Annotated in this window: 17 protein-coding genes; 9 read left to right on the top strand and 8 right to left on the bottom strand. The window is 45.8% G+C overall.

The window, feature by feature from the left end; all coding sequences use genetic code 11:
• Positions 1–196: 196 nt before the first annotated feature.
• From hemG to AB4209_RS18655, 3 genes are read right to left on the bottom strand one after another with little or no spacing between them, the layout of a single operon-like run.
• Entirely contained in the window at positions 197–724 is a 528-nt protein-coding gene (hemG, locus tag AB4209_RS18665) for a menaquinone-dependent protoporphyrinogen IX dehydrogenase (protein ID WP_065584162.1), read from the bottom strand.
• Between the two features lie 10 nt (positions 725–734).
• Entirely contained in the window at positions 735–2,192 is a 1,458-nt protein-coding gene (locus tag AB4209_RS18660; protein ID WP_372056848.1) for a TrkH family potassium uptake protein, read from the bottom strand.
• 34 nt (positions 2,193–2,226) lie between these two features.
• Positions 2,227–2,850 carry a YigZ family protein gene (locus AB4209_RS18655; RefSeq protein WP_017058823.1) on the bottom strand — a complete coding sequence of 208 codons (624 nt, stop codon included), beginning with the start codon at positions 2,848–2,850 and terminating at the stop codon, positions 2,227–2,229.
• A gap of 227 nt (positions 2,851–3,077) precedes the next feature.
• On the opposite strand from AB4209_RS18655, the gene fadB reads away from it, so the two are divergent.
• From fadB to AB4209_RS18640, 3 genes are all read left to right on the top strand, one after another.
• Positions 3,078–5,249 carry a fatty acid oxidation complex subunit alpha FadB gene (gene fadB / locus AB4209_RS18650; protein ID WP_372056847.1) on the top strand — a complete coding sequence of 724 codons (2,172 nt, stop codon included), beginning with the start codon at positions 3,078–3,080 and terminating at the stop codon, positions 5,247–5,249.
• Positions 5,250–5,275: 26 nt separating this feature from the next.
• A complete protein-coding gene (fadA, locus tag AB4209_RS18645) occupies positions 5,276–6,439 on the top strand; it encodes an acetyl-CoA C-acyltransferase FadA (RefSeq protein WP_017058821.1) in 1,164 nt (387 codons plus the stop codon).
• 242 nt (positions 6,440–6,681) lie between these two features.
• The gene (locus AB4209_RS18640; protein WP_017058820.1) at positions 6,682–7,662 is read left to right on the top strand and encodes an MDR family oxidoreductase; all 981 of its coding nucleotides are present in this window, start codon (positions 6,682–6,684) and stop codon (positions 7,660–7,662) included.
• 135 nt (positions 7,663–7,797) lie between these two features.
• Here AB4209_RS18640 and AB4209_RS18635 read toward each other — a convergent pair whose 3' ends face one another.
• Both AB4209_RS18635 and AB4209_RS18630 read right to left on the bottom strand, forming a co-directional pair.
• A complete protein-coding gene (locus AB4209_RS18635; protein WP_102432945.1) occupies positions 7,798–8,739 on the bottom strand; it encodes a LysR family transcriptional regulator in 942 nt (313 codons plus the stop codon).
• Positions 8,740–8,895: 156 nt separating this feature from the next.
• Positions 8,896–9,081, bottom strand: coding sequence for a hypothetical protein (locus AB4209_RS18630; RefSeq protein ID WP_048657791.1), 186 nt, complete (start codon positions 9,079–9,081; stop codon positions 8,896–8,898).
• Positions 9,082–9,230: 149 nt separating this feature from the next.
• Here AB4209_RS18630 and tusA point away from each other — a divergent pair, with 149 nt between their 5' ends.
• Positions 9,231–9,482, top strand: a complete 252-nt coding sequence (gene tusA, locus AB4209_RS18625) for a sulfurtransferase TusA (protein WP_004736675.1) — start codon at positions 9,231–9,233, stop codon at positions 9,480–9,482.
• 83 nt (positions 9,483–9,565) lie between these two features.
• Here the strand turns inward: tusA and AB4209_RS18620 are convergent, their stop codons facing one another.
• Both AB4209_RS18620 and AB4209_RS18615 read right to left on the bottom strand, forming a co-directional pair.
• The gene (locus AB4209_RS18620; RefSeq protein WP_017058818.1) at positions 9,566–9,820 is read right to left on the bottom strand and encodes a hypothetical protein; all 255 of its coding nucleotides are present in this window, start codon (positions 9,818–9,820) and stop codon (positions 9,566–9,568) included.
• A 151-nt stretch (positions 9,821–9,971) separates the two neighbouring features.
• Positions 9,972–10,526, bottom strand: coding sequence for a TMEM165/GDT1 family protein (locus tag AB4209_RS18615; protein WP_372056844.1), 555 nt, complete (start codon positions 10,524–10,526; stop codon positions 9,972–9,974).
• A 420-nt stretch (positions 10,527–10,946) separates the two neighbouring features.
• Here AB4209_RS18615 and glyQ point away from each other — a divergent pair, with 420 nt between their 5' ends.
• The 4 genes from glyQ to AB4209_RS18595 all read left to right on the top strand — a co-directional run bounded on the left by glyQ (position 10,947) and on the right by AB4209_RS18595 (position 17,725).
• Positions 10,947–11,861, top strand: coding sequence for a glycine--tRNA ligase subunit alpha (gene glyQ / locus AB4209_RS18610; protein ID WP_017632669.1), 915 nt, complete (start codon positions 10,947–10,949; stop codon positions 11,859–11,861).
• 2 nt (positions 11,862–11,863) lie between these two features.
• A complete protein-coding gene (gene glyS / locus AB4209_RS18605) occupies positions 11,864–13,930 on the top strand; it encodes a glycine--tRNA ligase subunit beta (RefSeq protein WP_132764504.1) in 2,067 nt (688 codons plus the stop codon).
• Between the two features lie 202 nt (positions 13,931–14,132).
• Complete coding sequence (locus tag AB4209_RS18600; protein ID WP_372056842.1) at positions 14,133–16,220, top strand: alpha-amylase; 2,088 nt, start codon at positions 14,133–14,135, stop codon at positions 16,218–16,220.
• A gap of 254 nt (positions 16,221–16,474) precedes the next feature.
• A complete protein-coding gene (locus AB4209_RS18595) occupies positions 16,475–17,725 on the top strand; it encodes a valine--pyruvate transaminase (protein WP_372056840.1) in 1,251 nt (416 codons plus the stop codon).
• Between the two features lie 106 nt (positions 17,726–17,831).
• Here the strand turns inward: AB4209_RS18595 and AB4209_RS18590 are convergent, their stop codons facing one another.
• Positions 17,832–18,266: an Hsp20 family protein gene (locus tag AB4209_RS18590; protein WP_009848140.1), complete on the bottom strand. Its 435-nt coding sequence runs from the start codon at positions 18,264–18,266 to the stop codon at positions 17,832–17,834.
• Between the two features lie 142 nt (positions 18,267–18,408).
• Between AB4209_RS18590 and AB4209_RS18585 the strand changes: the two genes are divergently transcribed.
• Entirely contained in the window at positions 18,409–18,531 is a 123-nt protein-coding gene (locus AB4209_RS18585) for a hypothetical protein (protein WP_267869012.1), read from the top strand.
• Positions 18,532–18,626 lie beyond the last annotated feature (95 nt).

Below are 18,626 nucleotides of genomic sequence, written 5' to 3'. Positions count from 1 at the left end.
AAAACTTTTTTCAAGCGCTTGGCTTGGCTAATTTGGCTTGCTGATTCGTTCTGGTTTCCTAAGAAGCCATCCCGTGTCAGCGAGGTGGCATTATAGAGATTTCGATCACACTGGCAAGCCCTTTTTTAAGTTTTTTTCGTTTTTTTATTCGTTCGATTAAAAAGAACTCAAAACGCCTCAAAAGTAGGCTTTTATCTTACATATTCTTCAGTTTTTCAGTGAACAAAGAGACTTTTTCCCAGTTTGTGTACTCAACTTCCTTCGTTGTATCCGTTTCACCACCTGTCATATTCATAATAAAGCGGATCATGGTTCTATCGAACCAGTTATAACGTGGGTAATAGAGGGCACCTGCAAATACACCGATTAAAGTCGGCTGCCATGGAGACTTGGTAAGGAACTTCTTAATATACGCACTGCCTTCTGGTGTATCTTTGCCTTGGTCTTCTTTACGCGCCGTTAAGTTAACACAGAAGAACGCAACCTTGCTTGATTGCAACTGAGTAAGGTTGGCATCAATAAATTGATATAGCTTCTTATTAAGGTGGCCATAACGAATCGATGCGCCAATCAACACTCTGTCGTACTGAGCAAAGTCCACCTTGCCAATAGTGTGCAGATCTTGAAGCTCACATTCGAACTCACTCATTTCTTCTTTTATATAGTTCAAGATTTTCTTGGTCTGCCCTTCACGGCTTGAATACAAAAATAGAGCTTTTGCCACAATGTTGTCCTTAGCTACGCCAAAACGTAGGGGTCAATAAGATTAATAAGGTGAAGATTTCTAATCGGCCAAACAACATAGATACGATAAGTACCCATTTTGCTTTGTCGTTCACATCGCCAAAGTGCACCGCGACTTCACCAAGGCCCGGGCCAAGGTTATTTAATGTCGCCGCTACCGCAGAGAAAGCACTCAACTCGTCCATACCAGTTGCAATAAGAGCCAGCATACAAACCACAAACACTAATGCGTATGCAGAGAAGAAGCCCCAGACCGCATCTACAACACGTTGTGGTAGTGCAGAACCGCCAACCTTGATGGTATAGACAGCCCGTGGGTGAACAAGACGCTTCATTTCACGAGCACCTTGCAGAGTAAGTAGTAAGATTCGAATCACTTTCATACCACCACCCGTAGAACCTGCACATCCCCCTATAAAAGAAGAGAACAAAAGCAGTACGGGTAAGAACAATGGCCACTCTGAGAAACCCGTCGTTGTAAAACCCGCGGTCGTAGAGATAGACACGGTTTGGAACAAGGCTTGGTCGAAAGCATCGTAGTACGAATCATAAGAGTGATGATTGAGCAGTAATAAGAAACAAACCAAGAACAGTACTGCCTGAATAAAGATAAAGGCGCGGAACTCAGGATCTTTCCAATAATACTTAGGATGCACACCACCTGAAGCAAATGCAGCAAAGTGAAGCGAATAGTTACATGCGGATATAAGAAGGAACACAACTGTAATCATGTTGATCGCAGGGCTATTGAAATACCCCATGCTCGCATCGTGAGTCGAGAAGCCACCAATCGCAATAGTAGAGAAGCTATGACTGATGGCATCAAAGAAGCTCATCCCAGCAAGCCAAAACGCCATTGCACAAGCAATGGTTAAGCTCAGGTAGATGTACCAAAGCGCTTTTGCCGTTTCAGCAATACGCGGAGTCATCTTGCTATCTTTTACTGGACCCGGGATTTCAGCACGATATAACTGCATACCACCGATACCCAGAACAGGGAGGATAGCTACCGCTAATACGATGATACCCATACCACCAAACCATTGTAGGAACTGACGATAAAAAAGAATCGCCTTAGGCAGATCATCGAGGCCGACAATTACGGTCGCACCTGTCGTAGTTAATGCAGAGAAGGATTCGAAGAAAGCATCGGTTACCGACACATTGGGGTTATCGGCGATCAAAAACGGCAGCGCACCCGCACTACCGATTACCGTCCAAAACAGAACAACAATCAAAAAGCCATCACGCGCTTTCAATTCATGCTTATAACGTCGGTTTGGAAACCAGCAAGTTGCTCCACAGAATAAGAGAACGAAGAAGGTCGTCACAAATGGCACACCCGCACCATCTCGATAGATCAGTGCGACGAGCGCAGGAGCAAGCATTGATACACTAAAAAGTGCTAATAATAATCCGACGATTCGAATAATTGAGCGAAATTGCATGAGCTATTGAACGAAGCGAAATGCTTCACACTTCCTAGTTGTCTTTGACTTTCGTTACCAGTGCCTTAGCACCGCTTTTATTGATCATGGTTTGGGTAAACGAATCTACCTGAAGGAGCTCTATTTCAATAATAAGCTCAACTTGAACACCATAATCCGCTTGGACCTCAACAGCCTGATGCTGAGCCATGATGGATTGTGCGATCGGCACAAAGCCATAGTCTAGCTCTAGCCGTAATTTTGTGGTTATTTTTTTCTCGATAGTTTGAAGCAGCTTGAGAGCTTGTTGTACGCCACCGCCGTAAGCCTTAACCAAACCGCCGGTTCCAAGCTTAATTCCGCCAGAGTAGCGCGTCACAACAGCCGTTAATTCACCGACACCAGAGCCCGATAGTTGCGCCAAGATAGGCTTACCCGCTGTACCCGAGGGTTCACCATCATCACTGAAACCCCAAAGCATTGAGTCTTCAGGTCGACCAGCAACAAAACCCCAACAGTTATGTCGTGCTGAAGAATGCTCTTTTTTCACCTGTTCTACGAACTGTTTTGCAGCTTCAACACTTGGAGTATGAGCAAGATGCGTAATAAAGACGCTCTTTTTTATCTCTTCTTCAAACAGAGCCGACGCAGAAGGTATTAAATAAGGCTGTTCATTCATATCGTTAACTTAGTTAATAAGAGCGACGAAGTGTATCACGCGTGAATAATAAGGGTTAGAGGATCTGTGCCATCGCACAATGTTAAACAATTGTTTAAAAAATGTATTGAAATTAATCAAGCAGAGGTACAGACTAAGATAACTGGTCTTACCAGGTATTCTACAATAATAGAAAGATAACAAGATTCTCTCAAACAATCGTGGATTGTATGTCATGGAGATAGACAATGATTTACCAAGCTAACACCCTACAGGTAAAGGAATTACAAGATGGTATTGCGGAATTAAGCTTCTGTGCACCAGCCTCTGTAAACAAACTCGACCTTGCTACTTTAGAATCACTAGATAAAGCGTTAGATGCTCTTAATGCTCACGCAGGATTACGTGGTTTAATCTTAACTTCAAACAAAGACGCGTTCATTGTAGGCGCAGACATCACTGAATTTCTTGGCCTATTTGCTAAGCCAGAAGCAGAACTTGATGAATGGTTAAGATTCGCTAATTCAATCTTCAGCAAGCTCGAAGACCTTCCTGTCCCAACTCTTTCAATGATGCGTGGCCATGCCCTTGGCGGCGGCTGTGAATGTGTACTCGCTACCGATTTCCGTATCGGTGACAAGACCACCAGCATTGGCCTACCTGAAACCAAACTTGGCATCATGCCTGGTTTTGGTGGTTGTGTGCGCCTACCTCGTGTTATCGGTGCTGACAGCGCAATGGAAATTATCACGCAAGGCAAAGCATGCCGTGCAGATGAAGCGCTTAAAGTTGGCTTGTTAGATGCGATTGTTGAAACAGACCAGTTACTAGAATCGGCAATCAATACCGTTTCTCTGGCTGCTAATGAAAAATTAGACTGGCAGCTACGCCGTAAACAAAAGACATCAGCGCTTTCACTAAGCAAACTCGAAGCGATGATGAGCTTTACCATGGCGAAGGGCTTAGTTGCTCAAAAAGCAGGGCCTCACTACCCAGCTCCGATTACTTCTGTGATTGCGATTGAAGAAGCAGCACGCAGCAATCGCGATGCAGCACTCGACATCGAACGTAAGCACTTCGTTAAGCTAGCGAAATCGGAAGAAGCAAAAGCATTAGTTGGCTTATTCCTGAATGACCAGTACATCAAAGGCTTAGCGAAACAAGCGGGTAAGTCAGCAAACAAAGCAACTGAGCGTGCAGCCGTACTTGGTGCAGGTATCATGGGCGGCGGTATTGCTTACCAATCAGCTCTAAAAGGCGTGCCAGTGATGATGAAAGACATCGCACAAGCATCGCTTGATCTAGGTATGAACGAAGCATCTAAGCTGTTGAATAAACGCTTATCACGCGGTCGCTTAGATGGATTCAAGATGGCAGATATTCTGTCTTCTATTACTCCAAGCCTGCATTACGCGGGTGTAGAACAGTCGGATGTGATTGTTGAAGCAGTAGTAGAAAACCCGAAAGTAAAAGCAGCAGTACTGAGCGAAGTGGAAGGTTTGGTTGGTGAAGACACGGTTCTAACATCAAACACCTCTACAATTCCGATCAACCTGCTAGCGAAATCACTGAAGCGCCCAGAAAACTTCTGTGGCATGCACTTCTTTAACCCTGTGCATCGCATGCCTTTGGTTGAGATCATCCGTGGTGAACAAACTTCAGAAGAGACCATCAATCGCGTGGTTGCTTACGCAGCGAAGATGGGTAAATCCCCAATCGTTGTTAACGACTGCCCAGGCTTCTTCGTTAACCGTGTACTTTTCCCTTACTTTGGCGGTTTCAGCATGTTGCTACGCGACGGTGCTGATTTCACTAAGATCGATAAAGTGATGGAGCGCAAGTTCGGTTGGCCAATGGGCCCGGCTTACTTACTAGACGTTGTAGGCCTAGACACTGCACACCACGCACAAGCTGTGATGGCGCAAGGTTTCCCAGAGCGTATGGGCAAAGAAGGTCGTGATGCGATTGATGCACTTTACGTTGCTGAAAAATACGGTCAGAAAAACGGTAGCGGTTTCTACACATACAGCGTAGACAAGCGTGGTCGTCCGAAGAAGACCTTCTCTGAAGACATTCTTCCTATCTTGGCTGACGTATGTCAAGCACCACAAGATTTTGATGACCAAACAATTATCCAGCGCGTGATGATTCCAATGATCAACGAAGTGGTGCTTTGTCTAGAAGAAGGCATTATCGCGACACCGCAAGAAGCGGATATGGCACTGGTTTACGGTTTAGGCTTCCCTCCATTTAGAGGCGGCGTATTCCGCTACTTAGACAGTGTGGGCATTGGTAACTTCGTTGAAATGGCGAAAGGCTACCAAGACTTAGGTGCAATGTACCAAGTTCCTCAGCTATTGCTTGATATGGCAGCGAAGGGCGAAAGCTTTTACGACAGCCAACAAGCCAGTTCTCTGTAACCCACATTTGGAAAAGGAATAGCAAAATGAAAAATGTAGTTGTTGTTGATTGCCTTCGCACCCCAATGGGACGTTCCAAAGGTGGAGCTTTCCGTCACACTCGTGCTGAAGATCTGTCTGCACATTTGATGAAAGGCATTTTAGAGCGCAACCCAGAAGTAAACCCTGTCGAAATTGAAGATATTTACTGGGGTTGTGTACAACAAACACTAGAGCAAGGCTTCAACGTTGCACGTAACGCTGCCTTGCTTGCTGGTCTACCGATTGAGATTGGTGCTGTAACAGTCAACCGTTTATGTGGTTCATCTATGCAAGCTTTGCATGATGCAACTCGCTCTATCATGGTTGGTGATGCTGAAATCTGCCTGATTGGTGGTGTGGAGCACATGGGCCACGTACCAATGAACCATGGTGTTGATTTTCACCCAGGCATGTCAAAACACGTAGCAAAAGCGGCCGGCATGATGGGGCTAACCGCTGAGATGTTAGGCAAAATGCACGGTATTAGCCGTGAAGACCAAGATGCATTCGCAGCACGCTCACATGCTCGCGCTCAAGCAGCTACGGTTGAAGGTCGTTTCAAAAATGAAATCCTGCCAACCGAAGCTCACGCTGCAGACGGTTCTCTGTTCACTCTGGATTACGACGAAGTCATTCGCCCAGAGACAACAGTTGAAGGCTTATCCCAGCTGCGTCCGGTATTTGACCCAGCAAACGGCACAGTAACAGCAGGTACTTCATCAGCTCTGTCTGATGGTGCTTCTGCAATGCTTATCATGAGCGAAGAGAAAGCTAACGCACTTGGCCTTAAGATTCGCGCTCGCGTGAAGTCTATGGCTATCGCTGGCTGCGATCCTTCAATCATGGGTTACGGCCCAGTACCAGCAACCCAAAAAGCACTTAAACGTGCAGGACTAACCATTGAAGACATGGGTGTGATTGAGTTAAACGAAGCGTTTGCTGCTCAATCTCTACCTTGTGCTAAAGACTTAGGTCTACTGGATGTTGTTGACGAGAAAGTAAACCTTAACGGCGGTGCGATTGCTCTGGGTCACCCACTAGGCTGTTCTGGTTCTCGTATCTCGACGACGCTAATCAACCTGATGGAAGCACAAGACGTGAAATACGGCTTGGCGACTATGTGTATTGGTTTAGGCCAAGGTATTGCAACGGTATTTGAACGCCCATAGCGTTTACTGACTGTAATATTTGAAGGGTAATCTTTTGTGCAGCTATATTTATATAGCTGCACTTTTTATTGCTTGGCATCCAACAATGCATCGATTGTGTTCAGCGAACTCAACGTGAGAAAAACCAACCCTGACATCTATGCACAAAACGCATATATTCAATGTTGATGTTTCATTATTTTTTCTCGGATGATTCAACTAAAGTTACTTCAGTTTCCTAATATTCCTCCACGGAGCAGATCATGTTTAAAGCACTTGTACTAAACCAAGAAGACAAAAAAACTATCGCGTCAGTTTCTCAAATTGAAGAATCTCAATTACCAGAAGGTAACGTGAAGATTGATGTTAGCTACTCTTCTTTGAACTACAAAGATGGTTTGGCGATTACAGGTAAAGGGCGCATTGTTCGCAACTTCCCTATGGTTCCTGGTATCGACCTTTCTGGTGTGGTTTCACAATCTGATGACCCTCGCTACAAAGCAGGCGACGAAGTGGTTCTAACTGGTTGGGGTGTTGGTGAAGGTCACTGGGGCGGCATGGCTGAGAAAGCAAGCCTAAACGGTGACTGGTTAGTGCCGATGCCTAAAGGTCTAGACGCTAAGAAAGTAATGGCGATTGGTACAGCAGGCTTCACAGCAATGCTTTGTGTTCAAGCTATTGTCGATGCTGGCATCAAGCCTGAAGACGGTGAAATCCTAGTTACCGGCGCAAGTGGCGGTGTAGGTAGCGTATCTATCACTCTACTAAACCAACTGGGCTACAAAGTGGCAGCAGTGACTGGCCGTGCTTCTGTAAACGGTGAACTACTTAAATCACTAGGCGCGACACGTATTGTAGAGCGTGCTGAACTAGAAGAACCAGCTAAGCCACTAGAAAAACAACTGTGGGCTGGCGCTATCGATACGGTAGGCAGCAAAGTGCTTGCGAAAGTATTGGCGCAAATTGATTACAACGGTGCGGTTGCGATGTGTGGTCTAGCAGGCGGTTTTGACTTACCAACCACGGTAATGCCATTCATTCTGCGTAACGTTCGCCTACAAGGTGTTGATTCTGTAATGTGCCCTCGTGAAAAACGTATTAAAGCGTGGGAACAACTGGCTGAGCTACTACCAGAATCTTTCTACGCTCAAGCAACCAAAGAAGTGTCTTTAGACGGTGCAATTCAAGCAGCAGAAGACATCACTAACGGTCAAATCACTGGTCGCGTAGTCATTAAACTATAGGCTCTCAAACATAAAGTTATCAAACCTTAAGCAACAGCTTTAGGCTTGGATAACCCAAAACAACAAAGGGCTGATTTTTATCAGCCCTTTTGCGTTTTTGTCATTCGGGTCAAGTGAACTCAGACTCAGATCCGGTTAACCCAAACCGACATCCGCAATCCGTTTTTGAATCAACTCACCACACTCTTCTTTTACCACTCTTCTTAACCATTGTTGTGAAGCAGAAGAATCGCAACGCGAGTGCCAGATCAGTGAGTAATCAAACGGCATAAACTCGAATGGCAGCGGCTTGACGACTAAGTCATAACGCTCAGCGACCAAATAAGCCAAATCAGCAGGTACAGTGATCACCAACGGCATTCTATCAACAATCGCCAATGCGGCTTCAAGGTGATAAGCACGCAACACCATTTTTCGAGGCTGTTGATTAGCTAACGCGTTGTCTAATAAAGCCTTAACACCATCACTGATCGCAATCATCGCATGCGGGAGTGATACATAGTCTTCAAGGCTTAAAGGCTGGTCCGCCAATGGATGGTTTTTAGATAACAGACACGACACACCAACCGGCCCCAAGACCTCTTGATAAAGTGGTGCAATGCTGCCACTCGGACGACAGATCGCCATATCAACGCGTTCGGTGCTGAGTTGCTTAAACAAATGTTCATGCTGCAGCGGTGCAAACTCCAAAGAGATGTTCGGCGCTTGCTCATAAATCTTCGGTAGTGCATAAGGTAAGATGGTTTGCATCGCGTAGTCAGTGGTCGCAATCAAAAAGCGCTCACTGCAATAGTAAGGATCGAAATCACTCGGGCTAAGCAGTTGGCGGAATGATTCTAAAGGCTGATCAATGCGTTGGCTGATCTCAAGTGCTTTTTTGGTGGGGATAAGGTGCTGACCTTGTCGCGTAAACAAGGGATCGTTGAGTAACTCTCTTAAGCGCCCTAATACTCGGCTGGTTGCCGACTGACTTAAGTTAAGACGAATCGCGGCCTGGCTAACACTGCCCTCTTCAATCAATACCTTTAAAGCGACCAATAAATTCAGGTCTCTACGATAGATATCTTCTAATTCCACACCACTTACCTAGCTGTATACGATTGTCATTGATCACTAAGTTGTTTATAGCATGCTTTAGATAAAAAAAATCCCGCAATTACGCGGGGAAGCCCAAGAAAATCTGGGGATAGTGTCGGAATGTTGTCGTATCGGAATTTGCTTGTTGTATTCGGGTTAGTGCTCTCGCTCTTCGGCTATACCTTGCCAACGGCGCATCTCCACCCAAATACCAATAATCGTTGCTACTATGCCAAAAATAGGCATCAGTGAGGTCTCTGTCGATGAACGTAGTACTAACGCACAAAAAGAAATAAAACAGAGAACCGAATAAATTGTTAATCTATCTAATCCTGTCAACATCGCCACTCCTTAGCTAGTTGCCTTTGTTTCAAGTTGTTATCAACTTGTTAACTAAGTTATAGGAAATGATTCTGTTTGCCAAGCACTTATTGCATATTTTTTCTGCAGACGTATTATTCACTCGTTAGATAGATATAGAGATACAAACCATGACATTCAAACCTGAACTGGCAACCCATACTTTAGAAGCTGAAGGCCTGCGTTGCCCAGAACCAGTAATGATGGTCAGGAAGACAATTAGAAACATGCAGGATGGCGATGTGTTACTGGTAAAAGCTGACGATCCTTCGACAACTCGAGATATTCCGAGCTTTTGTCGATTCATGGATCACCAGTTGGTAGGCCAAGCAACAGAAACGTTGCCTTACCAGTATTTGATCAGAAAGGGATTGGAGGCGTAGCGCCCCACCGACTATCAAGTATCAAAAAAGCCGCTGGTACCTTATGTTCTTAAATAGAACTCAGAGTACCAGCGGCTTTTTGTTTATTCGCTTCTAGACTTGTTTTGCAGATGCTCCAGCTGATGCTGAATTTCTCGGATATCTTTGCGCATCGGAATAATATGCGCGACCCGAATCCAAGCCTCTACCGCAAGCGCAGTCATGATGATAGCACCCGCGACCATTGGTAGCCACATGTCCGTCAACACCATGCCTAATAGTGTAAGTGCAAGACCAAAGGTAAATAGATAACTTTGGCTTTGTGGAGTAATACCCATATAACGCGTCAACATAATCATGCCCTCGTGTTCTTAACTCACAAGATTAAAATATCATGACAAGTATGACAGTTATATGTCCGTTCGCTCGATAAACCCCACAATACTGTAAGAGTATGACCTACAACACATTACTCTACTAATTGAGTATAATTAGCCTCAATACCACCTATTAATAGAAAGCCGCAGCAATAGCCAAACCAACGAACAACAAGGCCGTGATCTTACGAATCAGGTCAAGCGGCATCTTGTCTGCCGACAATTTACCGATGATCACCACAGGCACATTCGCCAATAACATACCAATGGTAGTACCCAGAATCACCCACGCTAATGCATCCGCATATTGAGCCCCTAGGATAGAGGTCGCAATCTGGGTTTTATCACCGATCTCAGCAATAAAGAAAGCGATAAAACTGGCGACAAACGGGCCTCGGTTTGAGACCTGTTCATCGTCATCTAACTTATCCGGAATCAGAATCCACCCCGCCATCGCAATGAAACTGACCACCAGCACCCACTTTAAGACTTCAGGAGATAAGTAATCTGCGACCACAACCCCGAGCCATGCTGCAAGGGCATGATTGGCAATGGTGGCAAAGAAGATAGCCGCGATGATAGGTATCGGCTTGCGATATCGACTGGCTAATAAAAGGGATAGCAACTGGGTCTTATCACCGATCTCGGCTAAGGCGACAGTTGTAATTGAAATTGCTAAAACGCTCACGACATGCTCATTTGGGATGGAGATTATTATATTTAACCAAAGACAAACCTCGCGCCCCATCCCGGTTCACGATGCTTGTCTAAGGTCTTGCTAAGCGCCACCAAGGTGGTGGTTGCCTCGAACGCCATGATGATTTTGCATCAATTATGTTGACGGACGAACTCATTCAATAGGATATGAATAAGTAAGCTACTCCCCAAAGACCGCGAGATTTTAATCACCCACGCTTTCAAACACAAGTGTCAAAGTTATCAAAATATCCACTTGTGCCGAAAAACAAACATTAAAGGCAAAAAAATCCATTAAACGACATTTTAGACCACTAATTAAACAAGATTACCCCTACTCGCTTTACCAATATCTCGGTATACTCAGAGGTTATTTTTATCATTCATTTAAAAGAATCGCGCGAACCTGACTATGCAAAAATACGATATCAAAACCTTCCAGGGAATGATCCTCGCGCTGCAGGATTACTGGGCACAAAACGGTTGTACCATTGTTCAACCACTAGATATGGAAGTAGGTGCTGGCACCTCTCACCCAATGACATGTCTACGTGCACTTGGCCCAGAGCCAATGTCTACAGCTTACGTTCAACCTTCTCGTCGTCCGACCGATGGCCGTTACGGTGAAAACCCTAACCGTCTGCAGCACTACTACCAATTCCAAGTAGCGCTAAAACCATCGCCAGACAATATCCAAGAGTTGTACCTAGGCTCCCTAGAGGTTCTTGGTGTTGACCCACTTGTTCACGACATTCGCTTCGTTGAAGATAACTGGGAAAACCCAACACTAGGCGCATGGGGCCTTGGTTGGGAAGTATGGCTAAACGGCATGGAAGTAACTCAGTTTACTTACTTCCAACAAGTTGGCGGCCTTGAGTGTAAGCCAGTAACTGGCGAGATCACTTACGGTATCGAGCGTCTAGCAATGTACATTCAGGAAGTAGATTCTGTTTACGACCTAGTATGGAACGTAGCACCAGACGGTTCTAACGTGACTTACGGTGACATCTTCCACCAAAACGAAGTTGAGCAATCAACATACAACTTCGAGCACGCAGACGTAGATTTCCTATTCACTTTCTTCGATCAGTGCGAGAAAGAGTGTAAAGAACTACTTGAGCTTGAGAAGCCACTTCCGCTTCCAGCTTACGAGCGCATTCTAAAAGCAGGTCACGCATTCAACATCCTTGATGCGCGCAAAGCTATCTCTGTAACAGAGCGTCAACGTTACATCCTTCGTATCCGCAACCTGACTAAATCAGTTGCTGAGGCGTACTACGCGTCACGTGAAGCGCTTGGCTTCCCAATGTGTAAGAAGGACAAATAATCATGGCGAAGAATTTTCTAATTGAACTGGGTACGGAAGAGCTTCCACCAACAGCACTTCGTTCTCTAGCAGAAGCCTTTGCTTCTAACTTTGAAGCAGGTCTTAAAACGGCTGAGCTTTCTCACGAAGGCATCAAGTGGTACGCAGCACCTCGTCGTCTAGCACTTAAAGTAACAGCACTGGCTGAAGGCCAAGCGGACAAAGTCGTTGAAAAACGTGGTCCTGCTGTTTCTGTAGCATTCGATGCAGAAGGCAACGCGACTAAAGCAGCACAAGGTTGGGCTCGTGGTAACGGTATTACTGTTGAGCAAGCTGACCGTCTGAAAACAGACAAAGGCGAGTGGCTTCTTTTCAAACAAGAAGTAACTGGCAAACCTGTTCAAGAATTGGTGATGGACATCGCTGCGAAAGCACTAGCTGGCCTACCAATCCCTAAAGCAATGCGCTGGGGTAACTCAGACATTCAATTTATCCGTCCAGTGAAAACACTGACAGTACTACTAGGTGATGAGCTTGTTGAAGGCGAAATCCTAGGCGTAGCATCTGCTCGTACTATCCGTGGCCACCGTTTCATGGGCGAACAAGAGTTCACAATCGATTCTGCTGACCAATACCCTGCGATCCTAGAAGAGCGCGGTAAAGTAATGGCGGATTACGAAGCGCGTAAAGCAATCATCCTTGCTGACTCTCAAAAAGCGGCAGCAGCGGTTGGCGGTAAAGCTGACCTAGAAGATGACCTTGTTGAAGAAGTAACGTCTCTGGTTGAATGGCCAGTAGTACTTACAGCGAAGTTTGAAGAAGAGTTCCTAAAAGTACCTTCTGAAGCTTTGGTTTACACCATGAAAGGTGACCAAAAGTACTTCCCTGTTTACGATGAAAATAAGAAGCTACTTCCTAACTTTATCTTCGTATCAAACATCGAGTCTAAAGAGCCTCGTCACGTTATCGAAGGTAACGAGAAAGTTGTACGTCCACGTCTTGCTGATGCTGAGTTCTTCTTCAACACAGACCGTAAGCGCCCGCTGATCGACCGTCTTCCAGAGCTAGACCAAGCTATCTTCCAGAAGCAGCTTGGTACTATCAAAGACAAAACAGACCGCATCACAGAACTTGCTGGCTACATCGCTGAGCAAATCGATGCTGACGTTGAGAAATCTAAGCGCGCAGGCCTACTGGCTAAGTGTGACCTAATGACATCTATGGTATTCGAATTCACGGATACACAAGGTGTAATGGGCATGCACTACGCGACTCACGATGGTGAAGACGAGCAAGTTGCACTAGCACTTTACGAGCAGTACATGCCTCGTTTCGCTGGTGACGACCTACCAAGCACGGGTATCTCTTCAGCAGTTGCAATGGCAGACAAGCTAGACACTATCGTAGGTATCTTCGGTATTGGCCAAGCACCAAAAGGTTCTGACCCATTCGCTCTACGTCGTGCATCACTAGGTGTGCTACGTATCATCGTTGAAAACGGCTACAACCTAGACCTAACGGATCTGATCGGTAAAGCGAAAGAGCTACTAGGCGACAAGCTAACTAACGACAATGTTGAAGCTGACGTTATCGACTTCATGCTAGGTCGTTTCCGCGCATGGTACCAAGATGCTGGTTTCAGCGTTGATATCATCCAAGCGGTACTAGCACGTCGTCCAACTAAGCCAGCTGACTTTGACCAACGTGTTAAAGCGGTTTCTCACTTCCGTGAACTGGAAGCAGCAGAAGCACTAGCAGCAGCGAACAAGCGTGTAGGTAACATCCTTGCGAAATTCGATGGCGAGCTACCAGCTGAAATCGACCTAACGCTTCTTCAAGAAGACGCAGAGAAAGCACTGGCTGAAAACGTTGAAGTAATGACGGAAGCACTTGAACCAGCATTCGCGACAGGCAACTACCAAGAAGCCCTAAGTAAGCTTGCTGATCTACGTGAACCGGTTGATGCATTCTTCGATAACGTAATGGTTATGGCTGATGACGAAGCGCTTAAGAAGAACCGTCTAACGCTACTGAACAACCTACGTAACCTGTTCCTACAGATTGCTGACATCTCTCTACTGCAAAAATAAGCACGAGTGAGACAGTTGCTCTCAGTCATACTCTGAGCAACCAAGGGTAAATACCCAAAGGGAAGCGAAAGCTTCCCTTTTTGTTTTTGTGAACCAAGCATTTGTTTGTAGAGGTGTTATTGATTATCTGAATGAATCAGCGCTCAGACTGTAGAGGGCATTGTTTGCTATAACTGACCTGTTTATTCAGGGGAAGGGAACAATGAAAAAAACAGTACTCGCGCTTTCAATACTCGCACTCAGCGCATGCAGCCAAACCAGTGATGACAGCTTATTGCTGACGATCGATAACAACACTGTCGTATTTGAATCGACAGGAAAAGGCACTGTTATCGCTGAACAGGAACTCGCTAAAGGTAGCTATACCTTCTCTATCAGCGATACTCAAAATACCTGTGGCACTAACTATGCGCTGGCCGAAGAGAGTCGTATCAAGTTCAATAAACCCCTTCGCCTAGACGACTGCACCGATAAATCTGAAATCGCTATTAAAGTCTTTCGCGCTAACACCTATCAATTTACGCTCAACCCACAGACCAATGAACTCACGGTTCAGGTAAAGCCAAAGCAGAAGCAAGTACAAAGCTTTGCCTGTCCAGTACCCAGTGACCAACCAACCACCATAGATGTTACTCAAACCTTTGATGATGGCACCCTGGTAAGAGACGCTCTTTCAGGCAAACAAGTCACAGTGACTAATGGCAGCGTCACCATGCAACCTGCAGAAAACAGCCAAGGTGTTCTGCTGCTGGAGAGAGTAGAACCAGAAACCAAGGCTGACTTTAGTTGGGACAACGCTACGGTCTACTTCGTCATGACCGACCGTTTCCACAACGGCAACCCTGATAACGACAACAGCTATGGTCGCAGCCAAGACGGACAAGACGAAATCGGCACCTTCCACGGTGGTGACTTGGCAGGCTTAACCGAAAAACTCGATTACATAGAATCACTCGGTGCTAATGCTATCTGGATAACGTCTCCGTTAGAGCAAATTCACGGCTGGGTTGGCGGCGGTGATCGCGGTGATTTCAAACACTATGGCTACCATGGTTACTACCACCAAGATTGGACCAAGCTTGATGACAACATGGGTACCGAAGACGAGCTGAAAACCTTCATCGATACCGCGCACAGCAAAGGCATTCGTGTTGTTTGGGACGTGGTAATGAACCACACGGGATACGCGACGCTTGCCGACATGCAAGAGTTCGACTTTGGCAAACTCAACCTAACTGATGAAGAAGCCAAACAAACGCTTGGCGAAAACTGGACGGACTGGCAACCAGAAGCTGGCCAGAACTGGCACTACTTCAACAACTACATATCTTACAGCGACAAAGAAGCGTGGGAAAAGTGGTGGGGCAAAGCTTGGCTGCGCAGCGATATTGGCGCTTATGACTCTCCAGGTTACAACAACCTCACCATGTCTTTGGCGCACCTGCCCGATTTCAAAACAGAATCGACAGAGACAACCGGGCTGCCTAACTTCTATCGCAATAAACCCACCAGCGCGACTGATGAACTCAAAACACCTCGTGAACATCTGATCACTTGGTTGTCTGACTGGGTGCGCGAATATGGTGTTGATGGATTTAGGGTCGATACAGCCAAGCACGTTGAACTGGACGCCTGGGCAGAGCTTAAAGAGAGCACTAACCAAGCACTAGCTGAGTGGAAACAGAACAACCCAGACAAAGCCTTAGATGATTTACCTTTCTGGATGACTGGCGAAGTGTGGGCACACAGCGTAGTCAAATCAGATTACTTTGCTAACGGCTTTGATTCGATCATCAACTTTGAATTCCAGAGCGACATCGCCCCTAAGGCGCTGAAGTGTCTATCCGATCTTGATGCTGATTACCTTCGCTACGCAGACAAGATCAACAGTGACAGCGAGTTCAATGTGTTGAGTTATCTCTCGTCTCACGACACCTCGCTATTCTGGACACAACATGGCAGTGACTTTGCAAAACAAACCAAAGCTGCAAACGCGTTGATGCTGGCTCCCGGTGCGGTACAGATCTATTACGGCGATGAAATCGCCCGAGACTTTGGCCCAACGGGGTCTGATCCAATGCAAGGCACACGCTCAGATATGCCTTGGGATCAAATCACTGGCGAACGTGCAGAGCTGCTAGAACACTGGCAAGCGCTTGGCCAATTCCGCCAACGCCACCCAGCCGTTGCTCAGGGTAAGCACATCATCCGTAACAGCAAGGGCTACTATGCGTTCGAACGCCAATACCAAGATGACAAGGTATTAGTCGTTTATACCGGTTCGAACTAAACCTTCATTAACATAAACACCAGAAACTAAAGGGGAAGCTTAGGCTTCTCCTTTTTTTATCGCTAAAGGTACGTTCAATAAGCAAGCTGTCACTCATTAACCAAACTTTATAGAAGTTTTTTACGTGTTAGAGCATTTGGCGCTATGCGTCGCAAAAACATTGCGGTATGTTCAAGGAATACACTGATGGCAGACATAAGGTCTGCCTTAATGACACGTAACAAGCAATCACAATGAATTAGGTAAAATTAGTAATGCAGTTCTCTAAGTTTGGCGAAAAGTTTAATCGATACTCTGGAATCACTCGTTTAATGGATGATTTGAATGATGGCCTGCGCACTCCTGGCGCTATCATGCTCGGTGGTGGCAACCCAGCCGCTATCCCTGCCATGCTCGATTACTTTAACCAAGCCAGTGCCGACATGCTCGCCAGTGGAGAACTCATCGCCGCCCTCGCCAACTACGATGGTCCGCAGGGTAAAGACAGCTTCATCAAATCGTTAGCGGCAATGCTGAAAGAGACCTACGGTTGGGACATCAGCGAGAAGAACATCAGCCTGACTAATGGCAGTCAAAGTGGCTTCTTCTACCTATTCAACCTGCTAGCAGGCCAACATCCTGACGGCTCACATAAGAAAATCCTACTGCCGATCGCACCGGAATACATCGGCTACGGCGACGCGGGTATTGATGACGATATTTTTATCTCTTACCACCCAGAGATCGAACTGCTAGAAAACCGTCAGTTTAAATACCACGTTGATTTTGAACAACTAAAGGTTGATGACTCAGTCGCGGCTATCTGTGCATCTCGTCCAACCAACCCAACGGGTAACGTACTGACCGACGAAGAAGTGCGTAAACTGGATAAACTGGCGCGTGAAAACAACATCCCACTGCTGATCGACAATGCTTACGGCCTGCCGTTTCCTAACATCATCTTTGAAGATGTCGAACCGCTCTGGAATGAAAATACGATTCTGTGCATGAGCCTTTCTAAGCTTGGTTTGCCGGGTGTGCGTTGCGGTATCGTAATTGCGAGTGAAGAAGTAACACAAGCATTGACCAACATGAATGGCATCATCAGCTTAGCGCCAAACAGCGTCGGCCCTGCAATTGCCAATCACATGATTGAAAAAGGCGATTTACTGCGCTTAAGCAGCGAGGTGATCAAACCTTTCTATAAAGATAAATCTCTACGTGCAGTTGAGCTCTTACAAGATGCTATTGACGACCCACGCTTTAGAATTCACAAACCTGAAGGCGCCATCTTCTTGTGGCTATGGTTTGATGAGCTGCCGATCACTACCATGGAACTGTATAAGCGCTTGAAAGAGCGCGGCGTATTGATTGTTCCGGGTGAATACTTCTTTATCGGCCAAGAAGACGAGTGGGATCATGCTCACCAGTGCTTACGCATGAACTACGTACAAGATGATGAGGCGATGCAGAAAGGCATTGCTATCATTGCTGAAGAAGTGAAAAAGGCTTACTCAGAGCAGTAATAAGAGCTTTTAGCTTACCGCAGGTCAAATACAAAAAGAGCACCTCATTAGGTGCTCTTTCACTTTTACTTCCCGATATTTTTTAGCTCTAAGGAGCTAACAGTAATTAGCCTTCTAGTAAACTATTACCATTGATAGCAATCTTACGTGGTTGCATCGCTTCTGGGATTTCGCGTTCGAGGTCGATGTGAAGAAGACCATTTTCCATGCTTGCACCTACCACTTTTACGTAGTCAGCCAGTTGGAATTTACGCTCGAAATCGCGCTCTGCGATACCTTGGTATACGAAGGTTTTCTCTGCTTCTGCTTTACGCTCACCTTTCACAATTAGCATGTTCTCTTTCTGAGTCAGATCTAATTGGTCATCAGCAAAACCAGCGACTGCCATAGTAATACGGTAGTTGTTCTCGTCTTTTTGCTCGATGTTGTATGGAGGGTAACCGCCAGAAGAGTTCTTCGATGTATTCGCTTCCATCATGTTGAATAGACGATCGAAGCCGATTGCGTTGCGGTAAAGTGGAGTGAAATCTACAGTTCTCATAATGCTATCCTTTTAGTAAGCAATAGTCTTAGCTGCGAATTTTACTTGGATCTAACCTGTGTGTGACCCAGTAAACAGCTAAGAGATTCAATTCGCATTCCTCGGGTTTCACCTCTATTGGCGACAACGCTGGGACATGGCAATGAATCAATTTTTAAGTTGTGTGCTGCCAAAGTTATCCTCTATTGAGCGATACTTCGTTAGCGGTAATGAAGGTTCTGTTTCTTCTCTTGTAGAGCAAGACAGTCATCCTCTTCACAAATAGATATATGGATTGAGCAAAATAGTTTCAAGGGGTTATTTTCAATTATTTTTGCAAATCAATATTTTTCAATATCTTACAAAATCGAGTAGGAGGAG

Origin of the sequence: Vibrio sp. 10N.286.48.C11 (genome assembly GCF_041469805.1) — a bacterium.
Classification (GTDB): Bacteria; Pseudomonadota; Gammaproteobacteria; order Enterobacterales; family Vibrionaceae; genus Vibrio; species Vibrio crassostreae_C.
The sequence above is the reverse complement of the archived record's forward strand: the minus strand, read 5'-3'. Positions and strand labels throughout refer to the sequence as shown.